Consider the following 19,149-nt stretch of genomic DNA (forward strand, 5'->3'; position numbering starts at 1 on the left):
TATAGGGTGGGGAGGATGTCAAGGCCTATTTAGCTGAGAGTGCATCACAGTTAATGTTTCTGCTAGTTGACTAAGGCGATCTTCGAGGTATTTTTTCCGAATCAATAGTTGTCGCAGTTTTTGATAACGAGCGATGGCCATGCTCACACTGGGAACCTGATCTGCTGGACAAAACCTTGACCAAGATTGACCCTGCTCATCCAAGCCACAAAGACGATAACCAGTACGAGGAGATTGATAGGTAACATTAGTATTAGATTGCTCAACCCCTTCATCCACATAGTCCATCATCCGGTCACCATGGGCTAGTCTTACGGTTCCTATGGCATCTTGGGGTTGACTCGCTTGAGACTCTAACCAGCCATCAACAATTGGTCCTTCTAAGTATAGGTCTTGAATTTGCCGGAGGATTTTGTGCAGTTCCTGCTGCCAACCCAGAACAATTCCCTCAATGTCTTGCAACAGATTCATGGCCAAAGCTGGATTAGCACCATGGCGATGGTTTCCCAGTTTAGGGTATTTCAATCTAGGCAGAGTCGGTATCTTCTGTTCATCCTGGCGAGTAGGGAACGGTTGTACTGCCATAGAGAAAGAAGGTTCCTTTTTATTTCTACGACTTACTACACCTGCTTGTTGGTGATTAGTTTGATCAGCCACAGCTGGGGATGGTTTTGATGAATCAGTGGCACTAGCTTTTGCTAACTGATTTAGTGTTGTCTCGATCCGTCGCAATTTTGATTTCATGAAGACTGATTTGAGGAAATATAGTTGATTTCAAGGGGGAAGATGCCCATTATTGAACTATAAGCTTTATTAATTTTCGCGCAATGGCAATATAACTCCCAATAGCCTTGAATAGTACCAAATTTACCAGTACCAAATTGAGCACTAATTTAATTTTAGTCACCGGACCATCCAGGTCTGGCAAAAGCGAGTGGGCAGAAACCCTGGCGATGCAGACTGGGAAATCGGTAATATACGTTGCTACTGCCACAACCAACCCGGATGATCCAGAGTGGCTGGCCCGGATTGAAAAACATCAGCAGCGACGCCCCAGTTCGTGGACAACCCTTTTGGTACCACTGGACTTGGCAGGAACAATTACCAACTATTCTGACATCAATCACTGCCTGTTAGTAGATTCTCTAGGAACCTGGGTTGCTAATTGCTTAGAACAGAATGATACGATTTGGCACCAAACGTTACAAAGCTTATGGAATAGTTTGAGCAAAGTTAAAGGTTCTGTAATTTTTGTTGCAGAAGAGGCTGGCTGGGGAGTGGTGCCAGCTTATCCTATGGGTAGGGCGTTTCGCGATCGCTTGGGAAATGTGGTGCGTCATTTGGGGCACTTGGCTAACCCAGTCTACTTAGTCACCGGTGGTCATGTGCTTAATCTCAGTACTTTGGGTCAACCATTACCCTATAATGGTACTGTTGGCCAATCACCTCAAACCTAATCCAATCCATGGCAAGAGGGGGAAGAGACCAGCAGTGGGGATTAAAAATAACTCCTAACAAATAACTACTAACAAAGCCATGGCATCTGAACAACAAGTCAAACGCTATCTCACCTACTGGTTCCAGTTAGGCAAAAAAGTTGTGATGCACAATGGTTTTTTAGCTATGCAGCCACAATCATTAACAAATGGCAAGCACTACAGCCAAGAATTTGAAACGATTTGGCAGCTAGCTATTTCACCAGAGACTGGTGATTGTTACCTGGAAGGAACTGATGAAACAATTGCGGATTTATTAACACCCAAGTGGGATATACTGCCTTGTTCCCGTTGTGATATGCCTGTACCCATTAAAACCGCTGGCATACCACCAACCTGTTGTCCCTGTTTTGATTTACCCACATGGCCCAACACAGAATTGCCAGCACCACGAGATCCAGTGTGTAGTCAAACCAAACTAAGAGGGATTTGCGATCGCTTAAATCAAATTACTGATAATAAAATTACTTAAGAGAGTAGAAAAAAATAAAATACTAGTTTTTAGCTTGTAGGGTTGGCAACAAAAAGTGGCTCTCCTAGTGTGGCGATGATAAATTAGTATAAAATAATCGCGCTCAGGGCTTAATAAGTAAGGCTTTGAGTAATTTAAAAATGCAATTTTAATAAAAGCGATGCAGCGCGGTCTTGGGGGTTTCCCCCGGAGACAAAACCTTAGATAGTGGAGCCTTTATAGTTAGCAGGTTATGCAGAAAAGGGTTAAATATTTTTTAATAAGGCGACCCTATCTTACGGTAAATTCAAACCATGAGCGACTGCATTAAGACAATGTATTTTTAGTTTATTGAATCCCTTGCTATTTAAGGGGTTAAGCTTCATTTAAACTACTATTAAACTACTAATTTAATATCATCAGTCTAGGAGAGCCGAAAATCTGAGCTGTACCCAAGTTATTTATAATAATATGGAATCCGTTTAATTAGACAATGCAAGTTGTCAATGACGGCCACCAATGGAATTGAGTCAACCTCCTAAGTATTTGAGGTTGCTTGATGAGTTGACGACAACGCTGGAAAATTGCTTCTTCCAATGCTTCTATCGTCTCAAATACCCGATTGATGAGCGCCTGATCTAGAAGAGGCCATAACCGCTCTGCTGGCTGTAACTCAGGAGAGTAAGGGGGTAAAAACTCTAAAAATAAACCTTTGGGAATTTCGAGCTTCTTGGTGGTGTGCCACCGGGCTTAGGTTTTGGACTAGCAAGGCAGGGTGCTGTTTATCAATCCCTTGAGCAGCAGCTTTCTTTGGCTAGGATTCGGTTCATAATCTCGGTATTAACTCGCATTATTAATCCACCATTCGCTTTCCCCACTACACCGGTTCGACTTCTCCGTAGACGTATTGACAAAATTCATTCGCTTTTAAATTGTCAGTCATGGGTTGCCGTTCTGATTAAGTTTTTAAACACAGAAAAACAACACCACCCCATAAACAGGATGAATGTATTAAATTAAAAGTTAGGGGTGAGATACCACAGAACTCCAACCAAGGATATAGCAATTCTCAGAGAAACTCGCTTCTTTAGCCCACCCCGTTTCTGAAACCGACAAACCGATACCTGTCTAACCCATTCAATCACCAATAAGGAAGATTCTAGAGATGACCATGACGACAGCAGACCTTCAGAAATTATCTCCGACCGAGTTGGATCAGCTGTATCAGCGCAGTCCCATGGGTGACATCCCCGATGGAGAAGGGAAAGGCACTGTCTTATCTTTGACAAGCCTGCCTACAGGCAATCTCTGCTCTGGCTTAGTCAAGTTATTAGCCTGGCAGGGGAAGGTATTTTATCGAGATCAGGGCTTCTTACTCAATCGTGTCAGCCTATTTAGCATCCAGATGATCAAAGCCAAAGTTGATCCCGGCGAGAGCTGGTTCACCCAGGGAGAAGCCACGATTTTGGACTATTCCAAAACATCGTTTGTGGCCCAAAAAATTCGCGATGAAATTCGGGAAGTTTCTCCTGGTCTTTATCTGGGTCAAGCTTACTGGGACACAACCCGGGTGTTGTGTTTCTCCCTGGAATTTTAATCGCCCAAATGGTCTCTAGGCTGGCCAATAACCTGACTAGAGAAGAGATACCCCTATCGGTACAGGTGTATGACCTACCAAGAAACCCTCACCGTAATCGCTCCAATTAAGGCTGACCAGATGGACTGCCTGAGGGAAGTGCTCCAGTCCATCCAGCAAAACGTCGGGCATAACGACCTGATTCCCTTTGCTCAGTTTCCGCAGGTTCATTTCGCCAGGTTTGTCATCCTGGAGGCGGTTAAAGATCCCCTACTAGGCATCACAATTCCGCCCAGTCTGGCCTTCTCAAATTGCCTTGATGCTCCTCTGAAGGAGTATCTGCGCTCACTAGCGGAGGAGGGTGGTTATGGGTTGGATCGAATTTTTAGCCACTGCGAAGGCTATCCCTCCCCCCAGCGGCTCACTGTCAGCAGCCGGATCGCCTACCTGCAGAAACACCGGGTCAATACTCAGACCTTCTATGTGAACACCATAGGTCGCACAGTACAACAGGTTCGCCAGGAAGCCGACTTGCACGACAAGATCGAGCTCTTTCTAGATCGCTACCAGCACCAGCAAGGAGCTGACGGTTCCGATGTGGATACGGTTCGTCGGGCCATTCAGAACTTTGTGAAGCAAGATCCCTCCCTCTCCTGGGCTCTGACTCCGGCAGTACCCCCCGATCTAGGGTGGCAGATTCGAGACAAGCTGCATCTGATCGTTGGCTTGTTCTTAATCCTGCTGCTAGGATTGGCCTTCTTGCCAATCTCCCCCCTATTCGTTGCAATTTTGCGCTGGAAAGAGGAAACAGCTCCTCATCCTAGGCAGGATCCAAAATTTAGACTAAGTCAGTTTCATCGCCTTCACCTTGCCCAAGATGAAGACTTTTTTAGTCAAAATCAATTCAGTGTGGTGGGTTTTGTCAAACCGGGTTGGTTCCGCTACATCACCCTGAGGGTCATTCTTTGGCTGGCTAATTTTGCCACTCGTCACGTCTTTAACAACGGTGATTTGGGAACGGTTCCTCTGCTCAATCTATATGGGGTAGACACCATTCACTTCGCCCGCTGGGTGGTGATTGATCAAGGCCGACGGGTGCTGTTTATGAGCAACTACGATTTCAACTTAGAAGACTATATGAATGACTTCATCAACAAATTAGCCTGGGGATTAAACATAATCTTTGGTCACGGGGTGGATTATCCCAAAACCAGTTGGCTGGTAAAGGGTGGTGCTAGAGATGAACAAATTTATAAAGCTGTCCTTCGCAAGTATCAGATTCGCAGCCAGGTTTGGTATGCGGCCTATCCCAATCTTTCAGCGGTCAACATCAGCAACAATGCCCAGATTCGAGCTGGACTGTTCCAACCTTTAGACACTGCTCAACAGCAAGCATGGCTGTCTCGGTTCTGAGTTAAATTGCCCCTCTTTTCTAGCTGCTATGTCCTATTAACGACTACTCCAGGAAGCCCTATGTCTCACCTTGAAGTTCAGGATATTCAAAGCATTATCGCCAGTGGCTGCGGTAATCTCAAAGCTGCTGCCTATGTCCTACTACACATCCAGGACGCCCCTCTAGCTAGACAGTGGCTGAGCAATTTGGTAGATCGAGTGCAAACCAGCCAGGATCCCCCCTCCGATCTCTGCCTAAATATTGCCTTTACTTACGAAGGATTAACCACTTTAGGTTTGCATCAAAGCACCCTCAGCACTTTCCCCACAGAGTTTAAGGAAGGCATGACTGAAGCTAATCGCAGTCGTATTCTTGGCGATCATGAGGACAGTGAAAATGATCCGAAATTATGGGTTTGGGGGGGAACGAATCCGCAGCAGACGAGAGTGCACATCCTCCTGCTCCTATATGCCACTGATGATGAGCAATTGGATGAATTTTGTACCACACTGGTCGATCAGTTGCCCAAAGGTGGGGTTGAGTTTATTCTGAAATTGGATACTTTAACCCTCAAAGACGAAGCAGGGAGATTTCGAGAACACTTTGGTTTTCAAGATGGGATTAGTCAACCTATTATTGAAGGTCTTAACCGGGTCGGGTCACCAGATAATACTATCAAAGCGGGAGAATTTATCCTAGGCTATAACAATGAATACAATTTGCTGGCAGAAAGTCCCAGGGTAAAACCTGATCTCGATCCTCACAATATTCTGCCGCCTGGTGAATTTGCCTTCCATGATCTCGGTCGCAATGGTAGTTACCTGGTCTTCCGACATCTGAGCCAAAAAGTTGAGGAATTTTGGCGCTTTCTAGAGGAAGTCACCCAAAATCCTGATGGCTCCAGTAACCCTGAGGAGCGTCTCAAATTCGCCGCTAAAATGGTTGGTCGCTGGCCTAGTGGTACCTCCCTGGTGCAGTCCCCAGATCGAGATGACCCGAACGTTATCGATAAGAATGATTTTGCTTACCACCATGTAGATCCTCAGGGTTTTCGGTGTCCCTTTGGTGCCCATATCCGCCGCTCCAACCCCCGAGACTCCTTAGACCCGGCTCCAGGCACTGAGAGATCTATAGCCATCAACAAAACCCATCGGCTGCTCCGCCGGGGTCGAACCTATGGAGAACCGATCAGTCCATCGTTTGATCCAGAAGCCATCCTCAATAACCCCAACCCAGGGGAGCGAGGCATCCATTTCATCTGTATTAATGCCAATATCAATCGGCAGTTTGAGTTTGTACAGCATACTTGGGTCAACAATCCAAAATTTAACGGTCTCTATGAGGAGACAGACCCTTTGGTGGGCGATCGCCACCCTGGAAAAATGGGAAATACCGATATTTTCACAATTCCAGGAAAACCGATTAGAAAACGGATTAAAAATTTACCGCAATTTGTAGTCGTTCGGGGAGGCGCTTACTTTTTCTTACCTGGCATCAAAGCTATCCGGTATCTGGCATCGATTTCAGAGTAAATGCTCAAAATGACCAAGCAATAGAACTTAATTCATAAAATCAGATTTTGTGAAGGATGAGAGCCATGAGCATACCAAAAATAGTTAACGCCCTTTCCGTGAAATTAATTAACTTCACACGTCGATTGAATCCGGCTATTCGAGATAGCTTCGACCGCTTGTTTCAAAAAAGAATTCAAGCAGTTACCCAATTTATCATCAATCTAAGTAGGAAAAACGATCATCTGGCTATTGCTCAAGAAAAACTCCTGCCGGATGAAGAAAAAATTACCCGAGATATTGCTCAGCAAATGACTGAGTTTTTGAAAAAAAACTACACTGGAAAAGTTGCTGAGCGAGCTGGCAATACCAAAACTTATGGAGTTGTTAAAGCAACCTTTGAAGTTCTTACCGATTTAGCTGATGAGTTAAGAGTAGGAATCTTTCGAGAAACCAAAACCTATGCTGCTTGGGTGCGGTTTTCAGGTCCTGGGCCTTTAGAAACCCATGATTTATACAACAATGGCATTCTTAGCATTGGCATCAAACTGATGGATGTAGAAGGTGAAAAACTTATTGATGATGAAAAGATGACCCAAGACTTCACAGGTATCAGTTCTCCTACCTTTACCACCCCCAATATTATTGAAAATCTCAAGTTACAACGACAGGTTTTTAACGACACCCCCGCCTGGTATTTTCTGAATCCTTTTGACTCTCATCTGTTAGATGCAATCATGCAGGGGCTCTATGCCAAAGCCCATACCAGTCCTTTAGAAGTGAGGTATTTCAGTTGTGTCCCTTACCTCTATGGGGAAAGAAAAGCAGTCCAATATTCCATTAAACCCAGCACTGACGAGAAAACCCCTATCCCTAAAAATCCGTCCTATGACTATCTCCGAGAAGCGATGGTCAAGGTATTGGACGAACGAGAGGTCTGTTTTGATTTCATGGTGCAATTTCAAACAGATCCTCACCGGATGCCCATTGAAAATGCTTCAGTGGTCTGGTCTGAAACTCTGTCTCCTTACATCAAAGTGGCAACATTGCGTATTCCTGCTCAAGAATTCGATTCACCAGTTCAACTCGCATTTGCTCGCAATCTCTCCTATAATCCGTGGCATTGCATTGCCGAGCACCGACCTTTAGGTAACCAAAGTAGAGCCAGAAAATATATTTACCTAGAAACATCTAAGTTTCGGCAGCAGATGAATGGAGATAAACGAATAGAGCCGCAGAGTGATTGGATTATTTATCAATAAATATGAGTTTGGGTTAAGACTCTCAACACAGAAAAGTTACACCAACGGAACTAGGCAATACCCATTGATACCAAATCCGGTTATCATAGTGTAGTTACACAAATCATCAAATCCTCTCTAGGCAAGGACTTTGATTTTTTTGAATAGAGTCTCAGTCAAGCGGATTTGGTACATGAAGGGCATCTGCTCCAGCTTCCTCCACCCACTTGCAGATTTGGATAGAGTCTTCCAGGGTATTTCCAGGCTTGTCCCAAGGAATCACAGCATTGTTGTATTCCACTGCACTGATTTTTGCCTGGAGGTGAAAATCGTTTCCTACCTCTTTGCGTATTGCCTGGATAATCTCCAGTAAGAAACGAGCTCGATTTTCCAGAGAACCGCCATACTCATCCTTGCGGTCGTTGATGCCTGAACTCAGAAATTGGGTAATCAGATAGCCATTGGCACTGTGCAGTTCTACCCCATCAAGTCCTGCCTCACGAGCTCGTCTGGCACCATCAGCGAACGCCTGAATCATTTCCTTGATTTCCTTGCGTGTCATTGCCTGACACTCCAGCCCATGAAATGACTCAGTTTCACTGGTTGAACTAAGACCCTTATTATACAAATTCTCCACACCACCAACATCCCGCTGACGACCAGAGTGGCTCAGTTGCATCAAAAACTTACAGTCATATTCATGAACTTTCTCCCCGACCTTGCGCCAGAAAGGAATTCGATCATCCCGGTCAATCGTGGCATAGTTAGGTAAAATTCGTCCTCGGATTTGGACTGGTGTAAAGCAAGAGACGATTGCACCGACGCCGCCTCGGGCAAATTTCTCTTCCCAATTGATCCGTGCCTGGTTACCGGAACCATCATAGTTGTCAAATCGACCAGAGATATTAGAACGAAAGATCCGATTCTTTAGGGTCAAGTTTCGGAACTCCAACGGTTCAAAAATTATATCCTTTTCCATTTGATTTAGTTGAATCTTGGCTTTTGTCGGAATAAAGCAAGCTACAAGCTCAATGCCTAGCATTCCAGATGCTGGCCGAATATTTTTTTAGGAAAACTTTCTAAGGCTGCTATTGAGAGTAAATAACAATAAGGATGTCATTTGTCTTTTTTCCTTTCTATTTTGTGACGCTTATTTGGTTCTGATCCCCGATTCTCTGCTACGCGCTGTCCCTAGGCTAGGAATAAATTACTGTCAGTGACTATCCCCTTTGACCCAATCCCCTTGCTTTGGGGTGGGGGAGGAGTCATTGAACTATCACAAATTTGTATAAGGGCGTTTGTTGGCCAATTTTGGGTAAGTCCTGACAAAATCTTGCTCCCCAGTTGGATGTTGTTAAGTCTCTCCTCGAAAAACTATAATTTCCAACACTTTCCATTATGACTTAACGACCATTGATATTTCATGATTATTAAGTTTTTTAACAACAATCGGGTTTTGGAAAAGCTCCCTGTGAGGATAACTATCAAGGCAATAGAGAGATTTTTGGCAACTGAACCACCTACTTCAGCTAGGGTCTCCATTCTCCCTAAATTTCTCAAAAGTATGCTATACCTCAACTATAGTCCCTCTGCGTGCTTCATTGGTTTGATTTTTCATTGCCCTAGGATCTGGTGATCTCCTTAAAATGTAATTTAAGTTACAACTACTAGTGGATAACTATAACCTACATAGCATTTCCATTTGAGTTGTGAACATAATCCCTTAGGGAAAGGCAAGAGGCAAGAGGCATGCATGCTAGAGCTAATCAAGTATCTAGGGATTTTTTGTAATGAAAAAACTCTAATCCTTGTTTCCAATTCCTTTGGAAAGGCTATCGAAATAATTCTTCAAGATTTCCTGGGTTAATTTTTGTAAAAATACACCTCAAATGAATCTAAAAAATCAGGTAAAGGATCGTCCCAAAACCGCTCTGATTACTGGTGCATCCAGTGGCATTGGTTATGAATTTACTAAGTTATTTGCTCGCGATGGCTACAAGTTAGTACTAGTTGCCAGAAGTGAGTCGAAACTATCTCAACTGGCCGAGGATTTTAGGGAAAAATTTGGGACATTTGTCAGGGTTATTCCGGTGTTGTCCCTGGTCTCAAAAACCAGTTGCTTGCCCTGAGTATAAGATTTATGCCCCGAAATCTAGTAACCCAAGTGGTAAGAAACATGCAAGAAAGGAGCCACTAGTTCTGATTAGGCAGTGGATTTATAAATTCTGGCTTAAGCTGATAGCCTTCATGAAAATAGAAGCAATGGATAAGTTTCAAAGAAAGCCTCAAGAAAGATTTGTCAACAAAACAATGAGCAATGAATAATGAACACCTACCCTTCTACCAATGTACTCGACTTGTTACGGCTTCTGGGTAATCTAGCCAGTGGCTTTATCCGTAACCCCCGTGGTTTCGACCTTGAAAAAGTATTAGGGGGTTGGATTCAGGATGTAATCAAACGCTATGGTAGTAAAAATGTCATTCTAAACTTTCTTCTCAAGAAAGTCTTGCTAGTATCTGGGCGTGACTTATCAGACCGGATTTTACAAGACCCACCAGACAGCCAAGGCTATATCGAAGGGAATCTCAAGAAGGATGGTATGTCTTTCCTTGCCCCCAACGCCCTCACTATCAGCCATGATCAGCAGTGGCAGCGCCTGAGACCTTATAACGAGGGAGTGCTTGGCACAGGTTGCCAGCACCAGTACCAACAGGCTTTCCTCGAACAGGTAAATCATGCTTTTTCAAACCCAGTGTCCAACATTGAGGATATCCGGGAATGTATGGGTCAGGCAATGCTTGGCATCGTGTTTGGAGAAAATGTTGCTCCTGAGCGGTTGATCAAGGATATACAGGTGTTATTCTCAATGGTGGGAAATCCGATCAAGCGGATTCTATTGGGAAGGTTTGAAACTAAGCGTTTAGAAAAATTTTATGAAACTCTTGAGCAGCTTTGGGAAGGCAGCGAAGCGTCTGAAAAGCCATGCCTGTTGTCTATGGCTCATGGCATAAAGCCCTACACTACTGAAGAGGAACTCCTGCAACAAATCCCCCACTGGATGTTTACCTTTACTGGTTCAGGGACTGACTTGCTGGCGAGAACCCTGACTATGATTACCTCTAGACCAGAAGTGCTCGAACGGGTGCGACAGGAAATCAAGGAAGCGGGTTCGTTAGAGAAAGCCTCAACCATTGCTAAACTCAGCTATTTAGAAGCTTGTTTGTTGGAAACTGGTCGTTTGTTCCCTCCAGTGACCAGAACCTTTCACATTACAACAGCTGGCGACGCTTATAATAACACCCGTATTCCGCCAGACATGGAAATTCTACACTTTTTCCCAATCATGCAACGGGAACGGTCTTTAGACCCATCCACCGATTCGTTTGTACCTCAACGGTGGCTAGATCCGAGCGATCAGGACAATTCGACTTACTCCAATTTGTTTCTGAGAGGATCTCGTACTTGCCCCGGAAGGGATTTGATCCTGTTTGTGTGTAAGAGTGCGATCGCAATTCTCCTAGACCAGCAGCAGCTGACATCCAAAACCAATGTACTCTCCCGAGACCCTCTACCAGCCTACTTCCCAGAAAAGGATATCCAATTTGTTAACCCTTGACGGCTTGTGAAATTAATTGACAGTTGAGTGATCAGCAAAGAGTACCCGAGATGGGTACTGTCAATCCCTGTAAATTATACAACACTAGATTTATTAGTCAATCCTCTTTAATTTATAAATTAATGAGTTATGATCAACATAAAAAACTAAGAAATAGAAAGAGCTAGACAACGGTGAATTAAGGATTAATTAAGATCATGCTCAGTCCTATTCACCTAAGCTTAGGAGTGAGCAGTAAGCTCTGACCGGAATTCCTGACACTCCCAACCTAAAACACTAAATACCTCGGTAATAAAAACTAAAGGAATTAGCACAATGACAAAGAAACCTTGGCATAAGTTTCCTACTCCTCTAGCCCTGTTCAAATTAAATAAATTCCGCGAGAATATGCGGGAAGAAAACCTGCACGATACCTCCCAATTACCCACAAAAGGGGAGCCCCCTGAACCGACTCCTAGTCCTGATGGTCGCCATCTTAAAATTCGTACAGCGGATGGTTCATTTAATGACCCCAATGATCCCAAAATGGGGATGGCTGGCACCCGCTTTGGACGCAATGTAGCCCTGAAATACGCATACCCCGACGAAAAGAATTTACTCAATCCCAACCCCCGTACGATCAGTCGGAAGTTATTGACCCGGGATGAATTTGTCCCAGCTTCGACCTTAAACCTAACAGCTGCAGCTTGGATTCAATTCCAGACTCACGATTGGTTTTCTCATACCTTTAATGATTCCGAAGAGAAAATCGAGATTCCTCTGGAACAGGATGACCCCTGGCCCGAAGAGCATAGACCTCTGGAAATCGAAAAAACTCCAAAAGACCCTACTCGTTCTGAAGACGATACCAAAAATCCCCCAACCTTTATCAACCAAGAAACTCACTGGTGGGATGCTTCCCAAATCTATGGCAGTAATCAGGAAACTATTGATAAGGTGCGTAGCCATGTCGATGGTAAGATGATCATTGGTGATGACGGTTTGTTACCTGTCAACCCAGAGAACGGAATCGATATTGTGGGCTTTGACGATAACTGGTGGATAGGACTAAGCATGTTGCATATCCTGTTCGTCAAAGAGCACAACACTATCTGTGATCATCTGAAAAAACAATACCCTGACTGGACAGATGATGACCTGTTCGACCACGCTCGACTGATTAATGCTGCCTTGCTAGCTAAAATTCATACTGTGGAATGGACTCCGGGCATCCTGGCACATCCCGCTTTGCAAGTTGCCATGAGAACGAATTGGTGGGGTATATTGGGTGAGGAATTCAAAAATCGCTTTGGGCGTATTGGGGACAGTGAAGTAGTCAGCGGCATTATCGGATCATCTATTGACCACCACAGTGCTCCCTACTACCTCACCGAAGAATTCGTTTCTGTGTATCGGATGCATCCCCTCATCCCCGATGAATTCCCGTTTTACTCAGTTAAAGACGGTAAAGAGCTGCTGACGAAAGACTTTTTTGAAGTGTCTGGCAAGCGCTCACGTGCCATTCTAGAACAGGTAGATATAGCTGATTTATTCTACACCTTCGGAATCAGCCACCCAGGTGCTGTCACCCTTTACAATTATCCAAAGAAATTGCAGCAGCTAGTGAGGGACAACGGTGAAGTATTTGACTTAGCTGCTGTAGATATCCTGCGAGACCGGGAGCGAGGGGTTCCCCGCTACAACCAGTTCCGGGAACTAATTGGTCGCGATCGAGTTAAATCCTTCGAGGAAATCACTGAGAAGCCAGAATGGGCGAAAGAATTGCGGGAGGTTTACAACAATGATATCGATAGTGTAGACCTAATGATAGGTATGTTTGCCGAAAATCCTCCCAAGGGATTTGGTTTCAGCGATACCGCCTTTCGGATATTCATTCTGATGGCATCCCGACGACTGAAAAGCGATCGCTTCTTTACCAAGGATTACACTGCCGAAATCTATACTCAATTCGGTTTGGACTGGATTGAAAAGAACACTTTCATAAGTGTTGTGCTCCGACATTACCCCAGCTTAGCTGCTAGTCTGAAGGGTGTTGAAAATGGCTTTGCTCCCTGGAAGCGCATAGTCAAATAATGGCTCAGTTGAACCTTTGGGTTAATTGACAATCTCCGCTCGCTCAGAGACGGGGATTGTTGCTTTTGGTTTGCACCAATGACAGTAGAGATCAAATCTCCCTAGGTGCGCTTGACCCATTAAGAATTATAGCAGTCGCCAGGGCAGGCGCGGACATGACAAAAGTCTCAAACCTAAGTAAGCGCAAGAGTTTGACTTCTGACTTCTGACTTCTGACTTCTGACTTCTGCTATAAATTCGCCACGGGTCGCACCTGAGGAAATTCCGCCCTGACGCTCACACTTGAAACCCGACTCACCCCAAGCCTTCATGTCTACATCCGTGAGCTGGATTAGATCAGAGCATCGGGGTTGAATGACTTGAGACAGCAGCGCCCAAACCAAGCTGCGAGCAATGTCTATCCCAGTTTTGAGAGGGGATTCTGAATTACCAGGAATACCTTTCTCTGGCACCAAATCTGTGTCTACCCAAATCCCATGAGCTCCCAGTAGAATTTGCGCCATCCACTGAGCCCGTGGTAGATGGGTGCAAGAGGTAATTAACTTAACCCTACGAACACCCCAACGCCGGAAAATTGGGATAGTGACATACTCCCACACGCTTATCAAAGATTACAGTGTGGGCTTCTTACCAACTCCACCTAACGGGAACGGATATTCGGTAAGCTTTATTAACGACACTGGATGCCCCTCCGCGCCGGAACAATAAATAAGTTCTATTTTTAGTAAGTAGGTGGCGGTTAGCTCTTAATTTGTCTTCCCTACTTCTTTTATTATAGACGATCTTCAATCGTAATTGTTCCCTATTACATAAATATCTTGTGCAAAATTCATCCCACACTCATGCTGCGAATGTTCGTTGTGGGGCTTCTTTTGCTAGAAGCTAAAGAAAAAGTTACCAAAGGTAGAATTAGCACACTTTTCTAACCAAACCTGTTCCGAAGATGCCATCTCCCGCTGAAAAATTAGCCAAATGCAGGGGTCTGGGGATCCATGAGAAATCAGAATTCGCTTGTCTGGGTGCTGTTTGACTAATTCAGCAACATGGATTTCTCGACGAATACTCCCCCCTAGGACAAAGAACGTATCCACAGGTGCTGATGCTGCTGCCTGCAATCTCAGAGTATTAATTAGCAGCCAGCCACACAAAAAAAGTGCTAGGGTTAATAACCCCCAAAGTCTTAGGCGTCTTCGCCATTTTACTGCTCGTGACAAGTTTATCATTCATTAATCGGCCTGAAATATTACCTTTGACTTGGATTTTTGGCTTGAGTGATACCTAGAATTTTATGAGCTACTGCCTGAGAAACTGGCATCACCGAGAGTCGATTTCCACGTCTGGTCACCCATAGCTCTTGGTCGCTAAACTCCTGTTTAAGGGTTGAAAGCTCTAGCAAATGGGGAAAAACATCGACAAATTGCACTACCACAGTATGCCAGCGCGGAGATTCAACACTTGATTTGGGGTCGTAGTAACGGCTAGTTTGGTCAAATTGAGTCGGGTCAACTACTTCACTTTTAATAATTTCCATTAAGCCCACAATTCCAGGGGGTTTAGTATTGGAATGGTAGAAAAAAGCCAAGTCTCCCTCCTTCATTTCACGCAGAAAGTTTCGAGCTTGGTAATTACGAACCCCATCCCAAATTGTTTTACCTTCTTTTTCCAGATCAGTGATGCTATAGACTTGTGGTTCCGACTTCATCAACCAGTAATTCATTAGTTATAGGCTTTTAAAAGGAGATGTGAAACTAGTATTGATCAAAAAAGCGACTGCATCAAGACAACCCGATGATTTTTTGGTGTTATCCGAAATCAGGATTTGGTTTCCTTATCTATTTGGAAATGCTGATCAAGTCCGGTTAGTTAGTTGGTTTATGCTCAAGTCGCTTTTTGTTATTCGTAATTTTTCCTTCTTCTTATAACTATAATGATCTTGAACTTGCTAAACAAGGCGTAGTCTTCCACTGTTAGTTAATTTTGCTCCCTGATGAAGCTATCCAAATTTCTCTTGCCTGTAGGCTTACTGGCAATTGTCTTACTGGGATGGAGAGTGTTCAGTGCTGCCTCTGCTCCCCTACCAGAAGGGTTTCCACCTCCTACCCCAGCTGGCAAAATCGAAATCAAACACTACCCTGCCTATCGCGCTGCCACAGTACCCTACTCTGGGGAGCTGTCTGAGGCAGCTAATCGTGCTTTTGGCTCCCTGTACCGTCATATTAGCTCTAACGATATTTCCATGACTGCTCCGGTCGAAACTCGTTATCCGATCAGTACCCTGGAAAGTAGTCAGGGAGATTCCCTTGCTCAGCTTGGTGTTGCCTATGTATCATTTCTATACCACCGCCGTAATATCACTCCTGAGCAGATTGAAAAGAATATTCAGGTAGAAGACATACCACCGATGACAGTAGTCAGCCTTGGGATGAAAGGTAGCTATAGTTATATCAGCTACCAACAAAGTATTGAGCAGTTGAAGGAATGGTTAGCCCAACACTCGGAGTATACCGTCGTTGGTAAACCCCGTCGCTTTTTCTATGATTCTCCCTTTGTTCCGGAACCCCTAAAGCGCAGTGAAGTTCAAGTTCCCATTAGAGCGGTAAATGACTAATACCAATTTAATTTATTCCTGCTACCAATAATGATAATTAGAATGATCAGGATTTTTTAAAAATGGAAAGACAAGAATTCTTTGAATCCAAGGGTGCAAAGATTTATGGAACACTTACCCTACCAGAAGGTGTGGAAAAGCCCTCCGCTTGCCTATTCATTGGAGGGTCTTTTCCTCAGACAAGAGAAGGAAATATAGATAATTCAAAAACCGATTGGTTTCCTAAACCATTACCAGAGCGAAACCTGTTCCGGGATGAAGCTATAATTCTGGAGGAAATCGGGATAGCCACATTTAGATACGATAAGCGAGGATGTGGTCAAAGCGAAGGAAATTTTAATACTACTCGACTATTTGACTTGGTAGATGATGCTCGGATGGCATTGGAATGGATGCGGAGTATTCCTGAGATTGACAGCAGTAGAATCGGAGTTCTTGGTCAAAGTGAAGGGGCTGTAATTGCTTTAATTTTAGCAGCGTCTGACCCAGACATTAATTTTTTTGTTTGGCAAGGTGGCATTTATAACAACCTAGAAGGGATAATCAAATGGCAAGCCGAAGCCTTTGAAAAATTAGATAGTACAACTATCAAAAATTTCAAGAAAAACATGCCATTAATTTATTGGACATACAAACAGTTTGATGAAATTATTGCTAGCGCAAAAAGGGGTGAAGAGTTCTTTCGCATCGGAGATGAAGATTGGTCTTTTAATTCTTACCTACCGGCGGCTCAAGAGCATTTTGACAATCCTCCCTATTTATTTGTGGACAAGGTCAAATGCCCAGTACTAATTTTACACGGTGCCTTGGATCACAATACACCTCCAGAAGAAGCTCAAGAAATGCAGCAAGCACTTATCGATGCTGGAAATAGGAATGTGACAACTCATATTTTTCCTGGATTGGATCACAGCTTCAGAAGATTAGGTGACCCAGATGAAGATTTTGTTACTGCTATGAAACGACCCCTAGATCCAGAAATGCCCCAAGCACTAACTAATTGGCTAAAAGTCTGGCAACAAAAGTGATCAGGTGATCAGATCAGGTCATGGGGAGATCGGGATATCAGCTACAGAACAGGAAAGAATAACAGACTATGATATCCCCTTAATCTAGCTAACAAATCCAGTTTATTTTAGGCTAATTATTGGGAATCGATATATACACCATTCGTCAAGTCTGAAATGTCGGCTCTTAGGCGAAAGCCTTTGGCTAGACAAACCAAGTCCACCTACCTAAGTGGACTCAAGTTTCTTTCTAGCCTAGGGCTACTAAAAATGGTGCAAGATATCAGTTAAAGCGACTTCATAAATTTTGGTAGTTTCCAGTTAGGACACCTCATTGGCTGAAATTTATAGGGTTATTTGATCATAAAAAGTACGGAATAGCAAAAAAAATTACAATTACCAGGTTTTGTCTAAAAATCACTAACTAGTTAAGTGTTACAAGCTCTAGCTATTGAAGTAACCGAAGATTGTAGAATATAAGGAAAACGTACTATTTCAGATTCAGAGGTGAGGTAAAGTTATGCCCCGTGGTGGTTATCGAGAAAATAGTGGTCGCAAGCCGAAGTGGAATCTGGGTCAAACGAAAGCAGTAAGGATTCCGGTAGTGATCGCAGATACAATTCTAGAAGTGGCTAAACGACTGGATGAGGGGGAGAGTATAGAGTCGGTGATTATTCCTAAATCAGAAACGACTAAACTCTCTCAATTGACTGAAGAAATAGGGGCATCACCAAGAGACTCCAAAGACTCATTAATGGGGTCTTAATTCAGAATTCAGAGTTCAGAGTTCAGGAATATTCCAGCTCAATTCGTAATTCTGAATTCTGAACTCTACAGATATTAGACTACAGGAGCATTTTCGCTTAGTTTCACTTGATTGTAAATAGGGTTTTCTTAAATTTATAAGCTCTTGATTTCTCTGATTTTTTCCTAAATCATGAAGGTGCTAAATCGAATTATAAAACATAGATTTACTGTACATAAAATCTTCTGGTTTACCAATAATAAAAACTCTCTAAATTTGATAAATTCTATACTTTGAAAAAAATATTGCTGTCTAGGTTCTTGATAAACATCAAATTAGATTCTATTTGGCCAAGTTGCTATAACCTTAATCTTCTGATTTTTGCACCAATTTATAAATTTGATGATGCTACTCATTCCCTGACTTGAAGTTATAGATTCAGATATCTTCTTGTTTGAAGTAATTTTGGCAATAGTTTTGATTTCTTTTTGGGTCATATCAGCTTTTCGATTAGCTGTTTCATCTCCATACTCATTAATAGTTGGAGACTGATAAGCTGAATTCCTGGACTGAAGGGTTTTAAATTTAGCTACTATTCCCTGTTGCACACGCTTCAAGGATATTGCACTGATAAAACGAACTTGATCAATTAAATTCAGTGATAGTAAATATTCCGGATCCCGACTCAACACATAATCAGTAAAGAGATTACTAGGTTTTCCATCATGTATATAATGCTCATATTCCAGAGGAAGAAGAACTAAATCTCCAGGTTTGAGCCAGGAACGAGAACGAGTCAAGATGTAATCAATACCAAGTGGAAAAGTTGTAGCTCCATTAAGACAACTTATGGACGTCTCTTTATGTATCTGACTACAGCTAATGCCAAATCTATAGCAGCATGGTAATTATTAAATTGAGATTGCGTCGCAATTCGCCTTTACGATTACCACCGAGAGGAATATAGAGATAATCCCGCAGAAAGTTAGAAAGGGTAATATGCCACCTACGCCAAAAGTCGCTGATGTTTACTGCTTTGTAAGGAGAGTTAAAGTTCAGTGGTAGCTTAATAGCAAACATCCGTGCTGCACCGATAGCCATCTCAGAGTAGCCGGAAAAATCGAAGTAAAGTTGGAACGTGTAAAATAAGGCACCACTCCAAGCATCATAAAAGGTGAGCAATTCTCCTGAAGCAGCAGCATTAAAGACTGGAGTAGCATAAACAGCAGCTGTGTCAGCAATCAAGACTTTTTTGATTAACCCTATGGAGAAAATAGTTACCCCCACCGCCAGATCTTCAGGGTTAAACTGACCAATCTTTAGGTCTACATTTATACAGTTCCCTGATCTCCTGTCCAATGAACAGTAATTGCTGACTTTTCCTAAGCATTTAGCCGTCAGCTTGGTCATTGATCATTGGGGATTGAGTTA

20 protein-coding genes are annotated in these 19,149 nt (G+C 43.4%); 12 read left to right on the forward strand and 8 right to left on the reverse strand.

Features of this window, described 5'->3' with window-relative positions; genetic code table 11:
- Positions 1 to 18 precede the first annotated feature (18 nt).
- Positions 19 to 744: a hypothetical protein gene (locus tag F6K53_RS11145; protein WP_293068851.1), complete on the reverse strand. Its 726-nt coding sequence runs from the start codon at positions 742 to 744 to the stop codon at positions 19 to 21.
- Positions 745 to 881: 137 nt separating this feature from the next.
- Here F6K53_RS11145 and cobU point away from each other — a divergent pair, with 137 nt between their 5' ends.
- Positions 882 to 1,457 carry a bifunctional adenosylcobinamide kinase/adenosylcobinamide-phosphate guanylyltransferase gene (gene cobU / locus F6K53_RS11150; protein WP_293080750.1) on the forward strand — a complete coding sequence of 192 codons (576 nt, stop codon included), beginning with the start codon at positions 882 to 884 and terminating at the stop codon, positions 1,455 to 1,457.
- A 79-nt stretch (positions 1,458 to 1,536) separates the two neighbouring features.
- Positions 1,537 to 1,968: a hypothetical protein gene (locus tag F6K53_RS11155; RefSeq protein WP_293068857.1), complete on the forward strand. Its 432-nt coding sequence runs from the start codon at positions 1,537 to 1,539 to the stop codon at positions 1,966 to 1,968.
- A 465-nt stretch (positions 1,969 to 2,433) separates the two neighbouring features.
- On the opposite strand, the gene F6K53_RS45815 is transcribed toward F6K53_RS11155, so the two are convergent.
- A complete protein-coding gene (locus F6K53_RS45815; RefSeq protein WP_364302975.1) occupies positions 2,434 to 2,667 on the reverse strand; it encodes a transposase in 234 nt (77 codons plus the stop codon).
- A 445-nt stretch (positions 2,668 to 3,112) separates the two neighbouring features.
- On the opposite strand from F6K53_RS45815, the gene F6K53_RS11160 reads away from it, so the two are divergent.
- The 4 genes from F6K53_RS11160 to F6K53_RS11175 all read left to right on the forward strand — a co-directional run bounded on the left by F6K53_RS11160 (position 3,113) and on the right by F6K53_RS11175 (position 7,689).
- Complete coding sequence (locus F6K53_RS11160) at positions 3,113 to 3,544, forward strand: hypothetical protein (RefSeq protein ID WP_293068860.1); 432 nt, start codon at positions 3,113 to 3,115, stop codon at positions 3,542 to 3,544.
- A 69-nt stretch (positions 3,545 to 3,613) separates the two neighbouring features.
- Complete coding sequence (locus F6K53_RS11165; protein WP_293068862.1) at positions 3,614 to 4,936, forward strand: hypothetical protein; 1,323 nt, start codon at positions 3,614 to 3,616, stop codon at positions 4,934 to 4,936.
- Positions 4,937 to 4,996: 60 nt separating this feature from the next.
- On the forward strand, positions 4,997 to 6,448 hold the full coding sequence (locus F6K53_RS11170; protein ID WP_293068865.1) for a Dyp-type peroxidase: 1,452 nt from the start codon (positions 4,997 to 4,999) through the stop codon (positions 6,446 to 6,448).
- Positions 6,449 to 6,513: 65 nt separating this feature from the next.
- Complete coding sequence (locus F6K53_RS11175) at positions 6,514 to 7,689, forward strand: catalase family protein (protein WP_293068868.1); 1,176 nt, start codon at positions 6,514 to 6,516, stop codon at positions 7,687 to 7,689.
- 151 nt (positions 7,690 to 7,840) lie between these two features.
- Here F6K53_RS11175 and F6K53_RS11180 read toward each other — a convergent pair whose 3' ends face one another.
- Positions 7,841 to 8,647: an NADH:flavin oxidoreductase gene (locus tag F6K53_RS11180; RefSeq protein ID WP_293068871.1), complete on the reverse strand. Its 807-nt coding sequence runs from the start codon at positions 8,645 to 8,647 to the stop codon at positions 7,841 to 7,843.
- A 910-nt stretch (positions 8,648 to 9,557) separates the two neighbouring features.
- On the opposite strand from F6K53_RS11180, the gene F6K53_RS11185 reads away from it, so the two are divergent.
- From F6K53_RS11185 to F6K53_RS11195, 3 genes are all read left to right on the forward strand, one after another.
- A complete protein-coding gene (locus F6K53_RS11185) occupies positions 9,558 to 9,797 on the forward strand; it encodes an SDR family NAD(P)-dependent oxidoreductase (protein WP_293019085.1) in 240 nt (79 codons plus the stop codon).
- A gap of 195 nt (positions 9,798 to 9,992) precedes the next feature.
- Positions 9,993 to 11,285: a cytochrome P450 gene (locus F6K53_RS11190; RefSeq protein WP_293080753.1), complete on the forward strand. Its 1,293-nt coding sequence runs from the start codon at positions 9,993 to 9,995 to the stop codon at positions 11,283 to 11,285.
- Positions 11,286 to 11,600: 315 nt separating this feature from the next.
- Entirely contained in the window at positions 11,601 to 13,358 is a 1,758-nt protein-coding gene (locus tag F6K53_RS11195; protein WP_293019082.1) for a peroxidase family protein, read from the forward strand.
- Positions 13,359 to 13,531: 173 nt separating this feature from the next.
- On the opposite strand, the gene F6K53_RS11200 is transcribed toward F6K53_RS11195, so the two are convergent.
- The 3 genes from F6K53_RS11200 to F6K53_RS11210 form a co-directional block, all read right to left on the reverse strand.
- Positions 13,532 to 13,966, reverse strand: a complete 435-nt coding sequence (locus F6K53_RS11200) for a hypothetical protein (RefSeq protein ID WP_293019080.1) — start codon at positions 13,964 to 13,966, stop codon at positions 13,532 to 13,534.
- A 267-nt stretch (positions 13,967 to 14,233) separates the two neighbouring features.
- A complete protein-coding gene (locus tag F6K53_RS11205) occupies positions 14,234 to 14,581 on the reverse strand; it encodes a hypothetical protein (RefSeq protein ID WP_293043440.1) in 348 nt (115 codons plus the stop codon).
- A gap of 20 nt (positions 14,582 to 14,601) precedes the next feature.
- Complete coding sequence (locus F6K53_RS11210; RefSeq protein ID WP_293068880.1) at positions 14,602 to 15,075, reverse strand: EVE domain-containing protein; 474 nt, start codon at positions 15,073 to 15,075, stop codon at positions 14,602 to 14,604.
- Between the two features lie 270 nt (positions 15,076 to 15,345).
- Between F6K53_RS11210 and F6K53_RS11215 the strand changes: the two genes are divergently transcribed.
- From F6K53_RS11215 to F6K53_RS11225, 3 genes are all read left to right on the forward strand, one after another.
- Entirely contained in the window at positions 15,346 to 15,966 is a 621-nt protein-coding gene (locus F6K53_RS11215; protein WP_075902850.1) for a heme-binding protein, read from the forward strand.
- Between the two features lie 62 nt (positions 15,967 to 16,028).
- Positions 16,029 to 16,994: an alpha/beta fold hydrolase gene (locus F6K53_RS11220; RefSeq protein ID WP_293068883.1), complete on the forward strand. Its 966-nt coding sequence runs from the start codon at positions 16,029 to 16,031 to the stop codon at positions 16,992 to 16,994.
- Positions 16,995 to 17,493: 499 nt separating this feature from the next.
- Positions 17,494 to 17,739: a hypothetical protein gene (locus tag F6K53_RS11225; protein WP_075902846.1), complete on the forward strand. Its 246-nt coding sequence runs from the start codon at positions 17,494 to 17,496 to the stop codon at positions 17,737 to 17,739.
- Between the two features lie 314 nt (positions 17,740 to 18,053).
- On the opposite strand, the gene F6K53_RS11230 is transcribed toward F6K53_RS11225, so the two are convergent.
- On the reverse strand, positions 18,054 to 18,518 hold the full coding sequence (locus F6K53_RS11230; RefSeq protein ID WP_075902844.1) for a hypothetical protein: 465 nt from the start codon (positions 18,516 to 18,518) through the stop codon (positions 18,054 to 18,056).
- 91 nt (positions 18,519 to 18,609) lie between these two features.
- Positions 18,610 to 19,128: an MBOAT family O-acyltransferase gene (locus tag F6K53_RS11235; RefSeq protein ID WP_293068887.1), complete on the reverse strand. Its 519-nt coding sequence runs from the start codon at positions 19,126 to 19,128 to the stop codon at positions 18,610 to 18,612.
- Positions 19,129 to 19,149 lie beyond the last annotated feature (21 nt).

This window comes from Moorena sp. SIO4A1 (assembly GCF_010672065.1).
GTDB lineage: Bacteria > Cyanobacteriota > Cyanobacteriia > Cyanobacteriales > Coleofasciculaceae > Moorena.

Bases quoted from the DNA above. Each gene is read 5' to 3' on its own strand.
- F6K53_RS11210 (WP_293068880.1), bottom strand. From the start codon at position 15,075: ATGAATTACTGGTTGATGAAGTCGGAACCACAAGTCTATAGCATCACT.
- F6K53_RS11145 (WP_293068851.1), bottom strand. From the start codon at position 744: ATGAAATCAAAATTGCGACGGATCGAGACAACACTAAATCAGTTAGCA.
- F6K53_RS11185 (WP_293019085.1), top strand. From the start codon at position 9,558: ATGAATCTAAAAAATCAGGTAAAGGATCGTCCCAAAACCGCTCTGATT.
- F6K53_RS11165 (WP_293068862.1), top strand. From the start codon at position 3,614: ATGACCTACCAAGAAACCCTCACCGTAATCGCTCCAATTAAGGCTGAC.
- F6K53_RS11175 (WP_293068868.1), top strand. From the start codon at position 6,514: ATGAGCATACCAAAAATAGTTAACGCCCTTTCCGTGAAATTAATTAAC.
- F6K53_RS11225 (WP_075902846.1), top strand. From the start codon at position 17,494: ATGCCCCGTGGTGGTTATCGAGAAAATAGTGGTCGCAAGCCGAAGTGG.
- F6K53_RS11160 (WP_293068860.1), top strand. From the start codon at position 3,113: ATGACCATGACGACAGCAGACCTTCAGAAATTATCTCCGACCGAGTTG.
- F6K53_RS11195 (WP_293019082.1), top strand. From the start codon at position 11,601: ATGACAAAGAAACCTTGGCATAAGTTTCCTACTCCTCTAGCCCTGTTC.
- F6K53_RS11205 (WP_293043440.1), bottom strand. From the start codon at position 14,581: ATGATAAACTTGTCACGAGCAGTAAAATGGCGAAGACGCCTAAGACTT.
- F6K53_RS11170 (WP_293068865.1), top strand. From the start codon at position 4,997: ATGTCTCACCTTGAAGTTCAGGATATTCAAAGCATTATCGCCAGTGGC.
- F6K53_RS11235 (WP_293068887.1), bottom strand. From the start codon at position 19,128: ATGACCAAGCTGACGGCTAAATGCTTAGGAAAAGTCAGCAATTACTGT.
- F6K53_RS11190 (WP_293080753.1), top strand. From the start codon at position 9,993: ATGAACACCTACCCTTCTACCAATGTACTCGACTTGTTACGGCTTCTG.
- F6K53_RS11155 (WP_293068857.1), top strand. From the start codon at position 1,537: ATGGCATCTGAACAACAAGTCAAACGCTATCTCACCTACTGGTTCCAG.
- F6K53_RS11220 (WP_293068883.1), top strand. From the start codon at position 16,029: ATGGAAAGACAAGAATTCTTTGAATCCAAGGGTGCAAAGATTTATGGA.
- F6K53_RS11215 (WP_075902850.1), top strand. From the start codon at position 15,346: ATGAAGCTATCCAAATTTCTCTTGCCTGTAGGCTTACTGGCAATTGTC.
- F6K53_RS11180 (WP_293068871.1), bottom strand. From the start codon at position 8,647: ATGGAAAAGGATATAATTTTTGAACCGTTGGAGTTCCGAAACTTGACC.